11 protein-coding genes are annotated in these 10,313 nt (G+C 69.0%); 4 read left to right on the top strand and 7 right to left on the bottom strand.

Annotation, left to right across the window (positions count from 1 at the left end):
- Nucleotides 1-85 precede the first annotated feature (85 nt).
- The 3 genes from AB0N61_RS14125 to AB0N61_RS14115 form a co-directional block, all read right to left on the bottom strand.
- Nucleotides 86-1,099, bottom strand: a complete 1,014-nt coding sequence (locus AB0N61_RS14125) for an aldo/keto reductase family protein (RefSeq protein WP_363364985.1) — start codon at nt 1,097-1,099, stop codon at nt 86-88.
- 109 nt (nt 1,100-1,208) lie between these two features.
- Entirely contained in the window at nt 1,209-2,837 is a 1,629-nt protein-coding gene (locus tag AB0N61_RS14120) for a DUF4407 domain-containing protein (protein ID WP_363364983.1), read from the bottom strand.
- Between the two features lie 77 nt (nt 2,838-2,914).
- Nucleotides 2,915-3,484 carry a TetR/AcrR family transcriptional regulator gene (locus AB0N61_RS14115; protein ID WP_363364981.1) on the bottom strand — a complete coding sequence of 190 codons (570 nt, stop codon included), beginning with the start codon at nt 3,482-3,484 and terminating at the stop codon, nt 2,915-2,917.
- 66 nt (nt 3,485-3,550) lie between these two features.
- Here AB0N61_RS14115 and AB0N61_RS14110 point away from each other — a divergent pair, with 66 nt between their 5' ends.
- Nucleotides 3,551-4,186, top strand: coding sequence for an NAD(P)H-dependent oxidoreductase (locus AB0N61_RS14110; protein ID WP_363364980.1), 636 nt, complete (start codon nt 3,551-3,553; stop codon nt 4,184-4,186).
- Here AB0N61_RS14110 and rlmN read toward each other — a convergent pair.
- Nucleotides 4,135-5,424 (bottom strand): 23S rRNA (adenine(2503)-C(2))-methyltransferase RlmN, encoded by a 1,290-nt coding sequence (rlmN, locus tag AB0N61_RS14105; protein ID WP_363364979.1) that lies wholly within the window; start codon nt 5,422-5,424, stop codon nt 4,135-4,137. The two genes, AB0N61_RS14110 and rlmN, sit on opposite strands and share 52 nt — an antisense overlap.
- Nucleotides 5,425-5,541: 117 nt before the next feature.
- Between rlmN and AB0N61_RS14100 the strand changes: the two genes are divergently transcribed.
- The gene (locus tag AB0N61_RS14100; RefSeq protein WP_363364978.1) at nt 5,542-6,180 is read left to right on the top strand and encodes a bifunctional 4-hydroxy-2-oxoglutarate aldolase/2-dehydro-3-deoxy-phosphogluconate aldolase; all 639 of its coding nucleotides are present in this window, start codon (nt 5,542-5,544) and stop codon (nt 6,178-6,180) included.
- Between the two features lie 16 nt (nt 6,181-6,196).
- A complete protein-coding gene (locus tag AB0N61_RS14095; protein ID WP_363364977.1) occupies nt 6,197-6,946 on the top strand; it encodes a sulfite exporter TauE/SafE family protein in 750 nt (249 codons plus the stop codon).
- Between the two features lie 24 nt (nt 6,947-6,970).
- Here the strand turns inward: AB0N61_RS14095 and AB0N61_RS14090 are convergent, their stop codons facing one another.
- From AB0N61_RS14090 to AB0N61_RS14080, 3 genes are all read right to left on the bottom strand, one after another.
- Nucleotides 6,971-7,804, bottom strand: a complete 834-nt coding sequence (locus AB0N61_RS14090) for an NAD(P)-dependent oxidoreductase (RefSeq protein ID WP_363364976.1) — start codon at nt 7,802-7,804, stop codon at nt 6,971-6,973.
- An 84-nt stretch (nt 7,805-7,888) separates the two neighbouring features.
- Nucleotides 7,889-8,650, bottom strand: a complete 762-nt coding sequence (locus AB0N61_RS14085; RefSeq protein WP_363364975.1) for an SDR family NAD(P)-dependent oxidoreductase — start codon at nt 8,648-8,650, stop codon at nt 7,889-7,891.
- Nucleotides 8,651-8,820: 170 nt separating this feature from the next.
- Nucleotides 8,821-9,444: a hypothetical protein gene (locus tag AB0N61_RS14080; protein WP_363364974.1), complete on the bottom strand. Its 624-nt coding sequence runs from the start codon at nt 9,442-9,444 to the stop codon at nt 8,821-8,823.
- A 140-nt stretch (nt 9,445-9,584) separates the two neighbouring features.
- On the opposite strand from AB0N61_RS14080, the gene AB0N61_RS14075 reads away from it, so the two are divergent.
- Nucleotides 9,585-10,310 (top strand): aminoglycoside 3'-phosphotransferase, encoded by a 726-nt coding sequence (locus AB0N61_RS14075; RefSeq protein ID WP_363364973.1) that lies wholly within the window; start codon nt 9,585-9,587, stop codon nt 10,308-10,310.
- Nucleotides 10,311-10,313: the final 3 nt, after the last annotated feature.

Genomic DNA, 10,313 nt, shown 5'->3' with positions numbered 1-10,313 from the left:
GCAAAGTGCGCGATTCGAAAGCCCCGGGTGTCGACGATGAAGGCCGCCGCCCCTCAGTGGGACGGCGGCCTTCGTCGTGCGGCTGTCAGACCAGGCGGGCCTTCGGCGACACCGAGTAGGTGGCCTCGGCGTCGCGGTTGACCGTGTCTCCGAGTGCTTCGTCGATCGCGGCCAGAGTGTCGGCGTCGAGCGTCACGCCCGAAGCCTTGACCGTGTCGGCGAGCTGCTCGGGGCGCGAGGCTCCGACCAGGGCTGCGGCGACGTTCGGGTTCTGCAGCACCCACGCGATGGCGAGCTGCGGCATCGACAGGCCCGCCTGCTCAGCGATCGGCTTGAGCTTCTGCACGGCGGTGAGGATGTCGTCCTGCAGGAAGCTCTTGATGAAGTCCGAGCCGCTGTGCGGGTCGGTCGCGCGCGAGCCCTCGGGCACCGGCTGACCGGGCAGGTACTTGCCCGACAGCACGCCCTGCGCCATCGGCGACCAGACGATCTGCGAGATGCCCAGCTCCTCCGACGCCGGCACGACCTTGCCCTCGATCACTCGGTGCAGCATCGAGTACTGCGGCTGGTTCGAGATGAGCTGCACGCCGAGCTGCTTCGCCAGCGCGTGCCCCTCGCGCAGCTGCTCGGCCGTCCACTCCGAGACGCCGATGTAGAGCGCCTTGCCCTGACGGACCACGTCGGCGAACGCCTGGAACGTCTCCTCCAGCGGGGTCTCGTAGTCGAAGCGGTGCGCCTGGTACAGGTCGACGTAGTCGGTGCCGAGGCGCGTCAGCGAACCGTTGATCGACTCGAGGATGTGCTTGCGGCTCAGGCCGGTGTCGTTCGGACCCTTGGGACCGGTCGGGAAGTAGACCTTCGTGAAGATCTCGAGGCCCTCACGACGCTGCCCCTCGAGCGCCTTGCCGAGCACGACCTCGGCCGCGGTGTTCGCGTACGTGTCTGCCGTGTCGAATGTGGTGATGCCGGCGTCGAGCGCCGCGTGCACGGTCTTGACGGCGGCGTCGTCGCCGACCTGCGAAGCGTGCGTGACCCAGTTGCCGTAGGTGATCTCAGAGACCTTGAGACCGCTGTTGCCGAGATAGCGATAGTTGACCATGTGACAACGCTACCGGCCGTGTCGGACAGTCGGGCCGGATCACCGTGACCGGTCTCAGCGCCGCATCCGTCCGTTCCCGTCGCAGTTCGTGCCGCATCCGTCCGTCGGGTCAGCCGCGGGAGTCGACCAGCTGCTCCTGCTCCTCGAGCGTCTGCGCCTGGGCGCGCTTCTCCGCGAGCTCACGCTCCTGCGCGGCGTCACGCTCCTCGGCGGCCTGCGCGGCCTCCTTGCGCTCGGCTCGCGTCTGAGGTTCACCCGATCCGGCATCCGCCTGGATCCCTTGCGACTGCACGGTCACGATGGCCGCGCGGTCTCGGAACCCCTCGGCGGTGACCTTGTCGAGCGCGACCTGCTTGCGGATCGCGAGAGCCTTCTCGTAGAGCGACGGATCGCCGTACGAGGTCAGCACCTTCACGAGCACGGGCAGCAGCTCGATCATGAAGAACAGCGCGGCGATGAGGATGTGCGCCCACAGGATCGTCGGCTCCTTCTCGCTGAGCCTGTTCAGACCGCTGATCTGGCTCAGCAGACCGATCGCCCCCGCATTGCCGGATGCCACGGATTCCGCGCGCGCGTTGTACGCGGCAAGCGCGGTGTCGTAGCTGTCGCGCGCGGCGGGCAGCTGCGACTGCGCCTCTTCGCGGTTCTGCGACTCCGACGTGCTGGTGTTCTCCTTCGCGGCGGTGCCTGCGGCGGCGAGCTCCTCATTCGCGGTGCGCAGCTGTGCGGCGAGCGCATCGTAGGTCTGCTGCGCTTCGGCGAGCTGCGCCTTGGCGGCATCCGAGCTCGCGCCCTCGCCGTTCACGCCGGTGCAGCCGGGAACCGTGCCCGCGCCCTCACCCGTCAGCTCGCACTGATAGAGCACTCGCGCCTGATCGATCACGGCCTGCTGCTCGGTCATCTTGGCCGTGAGGTCGTCGACCGTGGCCTGCGCGGCCGACTCGGTCGCCGACGACGAGTCGGTGCCCGCGACGATTCCGGTCGCCGCCTGGTTCTCGAGCTCAGCGACACGATCGGATGCCGCATCCAGCGCCTTCTTCTCGGGGCCGGTCTCGAGCGCGTCCTGGTCGGCCTGCGCCTGAGTGATGTTCGTCGAGGCGACCTCGCGCGCGATGTCGTTGTGGAAGATCTGCAGCACCAGCGGCTCGGCGACGACGAAGCCGATGATCGCGGCCATGATCACACGCGGGATCGCGAGGCCGATCAGCTTCCAGACGTTGCGGGTCGACGTCATGGTCGAGGTGAGGAAGCGGTCGAGGTTGAAGATGATGAGCGCCCACACCACCGCCAGCGGCACGGCCAGCCAGATCGCGGCCTGCACGCCCGTGGTGAGTGCGAAGAGCATCGAGATCGCCGAGACGAGCGCGGTGCCGGCGAGCACGAAGAACATCTGCACGAAGCGCGGCGTCTCGCCGGGAACGCGGTCGAGGATCTCGCCCTCGGCGCCACCGAGGATCGCGAGCGTGCGCAGACGCGAGCCGGGCACGCGCGGTGCACGCTCGCGCGGCTGACGTCGGGGCTTGGGCGCACGGGCGGGCTCGGCGGATGTCGTGGCATCCTGCTCCGGCCTTCCTGCCGCTCGCCCGGCGTCGACTCGCTCGGACGCCTCAGGGTCGGCACCGGTCGGCTCGTACTCGCGGAGGAAGTCGAGATCATCCGTGTCAGCGTTCGGATCGCTGTCGAGGATGATCCGACCCTGCGAGTCGAACCGTCCAGGGCGGTGGGCAGAATATTGCATCCGGATAATCTACGAAATGCCGCCTGTGGAAAACGTGGACGTCCCCTGTGTTTCCGCCCTCGGTGCGCCTCCGAGGGTCAGCGAGGGAGCATGCGGGCGAGCGCCTCGGCGCTGGCGGCGAGCGCGTCGTCGAGCGAGAAGTGCCCCGCGGCGCACAGGGTTCCGAGCCCGTGAACGAGGCCCCAGACGCCGGTGACGCCGCTGGCACTCTCCAGGCCCGCCGCGATCGATGGCTCCGACAGCAGCTGCTCGAGCTCGTCGATCAGGGGGGCCATGGTCTCGCTCGGCTCACCAGGGATGCAGACGGTCGGGTCGTAGATCACGTCGAAACCGTGCGGATGCTCGACCGCGTAGCGGATGTACGCGGCACCGCCCGCGATCACGGCCGAAGCCGGGTCGGGCGCCTGCTCGATCGCGACGCGCACGGCAGTGACGAGGTCGGCCATGCTGCGCCCTGCCAGGACCTTGAGCAGACCGCGCCGGTCGGAGAAATGGTGATACGGCGCATTGTGGCTCACGTCAGCGGCGCGGGCGACCTCCCTCAGGCTGATCTCCCCCGCGGGCTTCTCAGCGAGCAGCTGCATCGCCGCCGCCTCGAGGGCGTGGGCGAGGTCGCCGTGGTGGTAGCCGGATCGAGAACTTGACACAAGCAACATTGTTTCCTATCTTGACAGTGTCCACCACAGCTTGACACTGTCAACATAGGAGCGCCCATGTCGTCCGCACTGATCATCGACGGCCACCCCGACGGCCGGTCCCTCACCGCAGAACTCGCGCGGCGATACACCGCGGCACACGGCGACGCCCGCATCCTCGCGCTGCGCGATCTCGACTTCGACCCGTCGCTGCGATTCGGCTACCGCCGGCGCATGGAGCTCGAGCCCGACCTGATCGACGCCAAGCGCGCGCTGGCAGAAGCCCGGACGGTCGTGGTGTTCACACCGCTCTGGTGGGGGTCGGTGCCCGCGCTGCTCAAGGGGTTCTTCGATCGCGCACTGCTGCCACAGCAGGAGTACCGGTACTCCAAGCTCGGAATGCCCGAAGGCCTGCTCACTGCGGCGAACGGACGCCTGTTCCTGCTGGCCGACACCCCGTGGTTCCTCACGCCGTTCACCGGCCTGCCCGCGCAGACGCATGTCGCCCGCGGGACGATGAGGTTCTGCGGCATCCGATCCGTGCGCACGAGCCGGATGCTGGGCGTCAAGGACGCGAGCTCCCAGCGCATCGCGTCGTGGCTCGCGCGCGCCGAGGCGCTGGGCCGCCGCGACGGCATCCGCGACCGCCGAGCGGCCCGGCCTCAGGCCATCGCGGCGGAGGCCGCCTCGTCTTCGGTCGTCGCGACGAGCTGACCGCAGGCTCCGTCGATCTCCTTGCCGCGGGTGTCGCGGAGGGTCGTCGGGATGCCCGCGTCGTTCAGCCGGCGCACGAACTCGTTCTGCACCGACGGCTCGGACGACGTCCAGATCGACCCGGGCGTCGGGTTCAGCGGGATCGGGTTGACGTGCACCCAACCGCGGCCGCGCTCGTTGAGCTTGTCGGCGAGCAGGTCGGCGCGCCAGGCGTGGTCGTTCATGTCCTTGATCAGGGCGTACTCGATCGAGACACGACGGCCGGTCTTGGCGTAGTAGTCGTAGGCGGCATCGAGAGCCTCGTCGACCTTCCAGCGGGAGTTCACCGGGATGAGCTCGTCGCGCAGGTGATCGTCGGGGGCATGCAGCGAGAGCGCGAAGGTCACCGGGATGTTCTCGTCGGCCAGCTTCTTGATCGCCGGTACGAGCCCCACGGTCGACACCGTGATGCCGCGCGCGCTCATGCCCAGCCCGTCGGGCTGCGGCGCGATCATCGTGCGCACGGCGTCCATCACGCGCTTGTAGTTGGCGAGCGGCTCGCCCATGCCCATGAAGACGATGTTCGAGACCCGCTCCATGGAGTGGTCATCGGCCTTCTTGCCGCCGAGGCCGCCCTCGGCGATCAGGCGGTTGGCGCGGACGATCTGCTCGATGATCTCGGCGGTCGACATGTTGCGGGTCAGACCGGCCTGACCGGTGGCGCAGAACGGGCAGTTCATGCCGCATCCGGCCTGCGACGAGACGCACAGCGTGATGCGACCGGGGTAGCGCATGAGCACCGACTCGACCAGCGCGCCGTCGTGCAGGCGCCACAGGAACTTGATCGTGTCGCCGCGATCGGTCTCCAGGCGACGCACCTCGGTGAGCAGCGGGGGCAGCATGCCGGCCACGAGCTGCTCGCGGGTGTCGGCCGGAAGATCCGTCATCTCGGCGGCATCCGACGTGTAGTGGCGGAAGTAGTGGGTCGACAGCTGCTTCGCGCGGAAGCCGGGCAGGCCCAGTTCCTTGACCTTCTCGACGCGCTCGGCGGGAGTGAGGTCGGCGAGGTGCACCGGCGGCTTGCCGCGCTTGGGGCTGGCGAACTGCAGCAGCGGCCGCCCCTCGGCATCCTTCTGCTGCGTCCACCCCTCGGTCGCCGGGCGCACCTGCGCACCGCCGGTGGAACGGACGGCCCCCGAACGGGACGACGCGGGTGCCGTGGCGGGGCGCGTCTCGCGCGTGCGGGGAGTCTCGGTCATACCTCCAGGGTACCGGCGACCGGATGGGAGACGCCTGGGGCGACAGTCCGTCGGTTGTAATTACAGGATGCCGTCGGCGAGAATGGAGACGATCCCCTCACCGAAGGAGCTTTCGCCATGCCCGACCGCCTCTCCCGCGCACGCGCCGCCGGCGTCCTCGCCGTTCTCCGCGCCCCCTCGCCCGAGCTGGCCCTCGAGGCCTCCGAGGCGATCATCCGCGGAGGCGTCACCGGCATCGAGGTGACCTTCTCGACGCCCGACGCACCAGCCGCGATCCGTGAGCTCATCGACCGTCACGGCGATGCCGCCTACGTCGGTGCCGGCACCGTGACCACTGCCGAGCAGGCCACCCTCGCCGCGGATGCCGGTGCGGAGTTCCTCGTGAGCCCCGGAACCCTTCCCGCTCTGACGCGCGCGATGCTCGACACCGGACGCGTCGTCATGACCGGCGCCATGACCCCGACCGAGGTCATGGGCGCGCTCGAGCTCGGCGTCGATGTGGTCAAGATCTTCCCCGCCTCGCTCGGCGGCCCCTCCTACCTCGGCGCGCTGCGCGGCCCCTTCCCGGATGCTCCGCTGATGCCGACGGGCGGCGTGACTCCCGATAACCTCGCCGACTGGTTCCGCGCCGGAGCCGTCGCGGTGGGAGCGGGTGGCGACCTCGCCAACGGCGCCTCGCTCGCCGCGTCCGACTGGGCCGACATCGAGCAGCGATCGGCCCGCTTCGCCGCAGCACTCGCCGCCACGCGCGGCTGATCCGGCCGATCACCCGGTGATCGAACTCGCACCTCTCGCCTGGGCGGCTCTCGGGCTCGCCGCCGTCACGATCGGCGTCTCGAAGACGGCGCTCCCCGGCGGCAGCATCCTGGCCATCGCCCTGTTCGCGACCGTGCTCCCCGCGCGCACGTCGACCGCGGCGATGCTCCTGCTGCTCATCGTCGGCGACGTGTTCGCCCTGATCACCTATCGCCGCCACGCGCACTGGCCGACCCTGCTGCGCCTCGCGCCCGCCGTCGTGGCGGGACTTCTCGCCGGGTTCGCCTTTCTCGCGATCGCCGGCGACGGCATCGTGCGCAGGGCGATCGGCGTGATCCTGCTGGCCATGATCGCCGTCACCCTGTGGCGCAGATGGCGGCAGAACCGCGCGGATGCCGTCGTGTCCGCGCCCGGCGGCATCGTGCTCTCGGGCGTCTACGGCACCCTCGGCGGCTTCACGACCATGGTCGCGAACGCCGGCGGACCCGTCATGTCGATGTACTTCCTCGCGACCCGCACGCCGGTTCAGGTGTTCCTGGGCACCTCGGCCTGGTTCTTCGCGATCATCAACCTCGTGAAGATTCCCTTCCTCGCCGGGCTCGGCCTGTTCGAGGGACACGTGCTGCTGATGGATGCCGTGCTGGCGCCGCTCGTCGTGCTCGGCGCCCTCGGCGGCATCCGCCTCGCGAAGCGCATGAATCAGGTGCTGTTCGACCGCATCGTGATCGCGCTCACGATCGCCGGCGCGATCTACCTGCTCTTCTGACGGCCCTCGGCGGGGTGCGGAGCCTCAGTCCAGGAAGATGTCGGGGAACAGCCGGTCGTCGGGAGTGCCGGGCACTGCGGCGTACTGCGAGAAGTCGGTCACGCCGTCGGCCTCGAGCACGTCCTCGACGATCAAGGTCTGACCGGTGTACTCGGCTGCCGGCTTGAGCAGCACCGCGTAGGCGGCGTCGGCGTAGATGTCGGGCGTCCGGCTCGCCGCCATGACCTTGTCGCCGCCGAGCAGGTTCTGCACCGCGGCGGTGGCGATCGTCGTGCGCGGCCACAGGGTGTTCGCGGCGATGCCGTCGCGGGCGAACTCCGCCGCGAGGCCGAGCGTCACCATCGTCATGCCGAACTTCGCGAGCGTGTACCCCGTGTGCGCACCGAGCCACTTCGGGGTGGGGTTCAGAGGCGGCGACAGCGACAGGACGTGCGGGTTCTCGGCATCCTTGAGGATCGGAACCGCCGCGCGCGAGAGCATGAACGTGCCGCGGACGTTGACGTCCTGCATCAGGTCGTACTTCTTCGCGCCGAGGTCGAGCGAGCGCGAGAGGTCGATGACACTGGCGTTGTTGATGACGATGTCGATGCCGCCGAACTCGCCCTGCGTCTTGAGCACGGCCTCGGTGATGTCGTCGTCGTCGCGCACGTCGCCCACGATCGGCAGCGCCTGGCCGCCTGCGGCCCTGATCTGCTCGGCCGCGGTGTGCACCGTGCCTTCGAGCTTCGGGTGCGGGGTGTCGGTCTTCGCGAGCATCGCGATGTTCGCGCCGTCGGCCGCGGCGCGCAGCGCGATCGCGAGGCCGATGCCGCGGCTGCCGCCGGACATCAGGATGGTTTTGCCTGCGAGTGTGCTCATGAGCCACCTTCTCGTTCGAATCGCGTACTTTGCAGCTTTTCTGCTCGAATCGTGCAAAGTGCGCGATTCGAAAGTCGGGGAGGCCTACTTCGGCGCCATGCGGATCGCGCCGTCGAGGCGGATCGTCTCGCCGTTGAGATAGCCGTTCTCGACGATCTGCTGCACGAGAGAGGCGTACTCGTCGGGGCGTCCGAGGCGAGAGGGGAACGGCACCTGCTGACCGAGCGAATCCTGTGCCGACTGCGGAAGGCCCATCAGCATCGGGGTCTCCATGATGCCGGGGGCGATCGTGCAGACACGGATGCCGTAGCGGGCGAGCTCGCGGGCGACCGGGAGTGTCATGGCGTGCACGCCCCCCTTCGACGCGGAGTAGGCGGGCTGACCGATCTGCCCGTCGAAGGCCGCGACGCTCGCGGTGTTCACGATGACGCCGCGGTCGCCGTCATCGGTCGCGTCATTCTTCGCGATCACCGCGGAGGCCTGCGAGAGGACGTTGAAGGTGCCGACGAGGTTGATGCGCACGATGCGCTCGAAATCGGCGAGCACTGCGGGGTTGCCCTCACGATCGAGCACCTTCGCGGGCGGAGCGATGCCTGCACAGTTGACGACGATCCGCAGCGGAGCGGCGGCCTGTGCTGCGGCCACGGCAGCAGCGGCATCCTCAGCGCTCGTGACGTCACCGCCGGAGAACACGCCGCCGAGTTCGGAGGCGATCTCGTCGCCCGCCGAGGAAGTCAGGTCGAGGATGGTGACGACGGCGCCGGCCGCAGCCAGTCGGCGTGCGGTGGCGAGGCCCAGACCGGACGCACCGCCGGTGATGAGAGCGCTCGAGCCCTGGATCTGCATGCGGTTCCCCTTCGAACGTGTGCGACTCAGTGTCAGTTTAGCTGATTCCGAGTTTCAACCGGCGCGTCACAGGTGTCGCCTCCGCTGGCCGTGACGATCCCGAGCCTACGCCGCGCACGCCGAAGGGGCGGCGCCGCAACGGCCCCGCCCCTTCAGAACGACTCGCGAGATCAGACGACGATCTGCGCAGCGATGCCCTTCAGCTTGTGCCGGGCGAGCGCGAGGTTGGCCGACGCGCTGTTGAGCACGAGGTAGATGAAGAGACCGCTCGCACCCGTCGTGTTGAGCACGTTGATCAGGTGGTACTGCGAACTCAGGGTGATGAGGATGTCGTCGATCTCGTCGGTGACGCCGAGGTCGCGCATGGTCGCCAGCTTGGCTCGCACCACGTTCGAGTTGCCCGCGGCGGCGATCCCGAGATCGAACGAGGGGTTGCCGCCCTGCGCGAGTGCCATGCCGCTGCCGTAGTCGACGATCGCGGCGCCGGTGGCGCCCTCGATGGCCAGCAGCTGCTGCAGGGCGTCGTCAAGTGAACTCATGTCGTACTTCTCCTCAATGGTGATGCGTGTGCTCTCGACTCCGACGCCGGATGCCGGTGCGGATGCCCGGGCATCGCCGCTCCAGATCCATTCGACGAACTGCTCCAGATCCCGTTCGCCGGATTCCTGAGACGAGATCGCCGGGGCCTTCGGCAGCCCGACCGCGGCAGCGTGAGCGGCATCAGGCGCCGCAGGTGAGGCATCGGCATCGCTGCCATGACGCCGCCACCACTGCGACCGGGACGAAGCACGCACGAAGACCTCTGCTGTTATCGAGTGGGATGGATGATGCGACCGCCGACGGCGACCGGGAATGACACTAACCGCGTCCCGACCTCCCGAACCGGAAAAATACATGCATACCGATATACGTTCGAGCACGAGATGAGCGCCCCATGAGCATTCCCCCCACGACCACAGAGATCCCAGCGATCGTGCGGTCGCTCGCCGCCGGCGCGACGCTCACTCCCGTGTGGCTCAACGGCATCGGGGGGCTCACCTTCCGCACCGGCGACGGTCGCTACATCAAGTGGGGCCCGCACGACGCCGAGGCGAACATGCGCGACGAAGCGGAGCGGATGCGGTGGGCACAGCGCTGGATCGCGGTCCCCGAGGTGATCGATCAGGGTGAGGACGCCACGCACGAGTGGCTCGTCACCGCGGCGCTTCCCGGTCGCAGCGCCGTGGACCGCCGCTGGAGCGACGACCCCGAGACGACGGTGCGCGCGGTCGGCGTGGCACTGCGCACGATGCACGACTCGCTGCCGGTCGAGCAGTGCCCCTGGACGTGGAGCACCGAGTGGAGGATCGCGAATGCGGCGGAACGCGGCGTCGCGGTGCCCGCCGACCTGCGCGAGCCGCCGCCGGTCGAGAGACTGGTCGTCTGCCACGGCGACGCGTGCATGCCCAACACACTGCTCGACGACGACGCCCGTCCGCTCGCGCATGTCGACCTCGCCGCGCTCGGCACGGCCGACCGCTGGGCCGACATCGCCGTCGCCTCGATGAGCACCACGTGGAACTTCGGACCCGGGTGGGAGCACACGCTCATCGAGGCGTACGGCGTCGCCCCCGACGAGGGGCGGCTCGAGTACTACCGACGGCTCTGGAACGAGACCTGAGGC

This window comes from Microbacterium sp. NPDC089320 (genome assembly GCF_040684875.1).
GTDB lineage: Bacteria > Actinomycetota > Actinomycetes > Actinomycetales > Microbacteriaceae > Microbacterium.
Note: the sequence above shows the minus strand (reverse complement) of the source record. Positions and strands in the feature narration are given on the sequence as shown.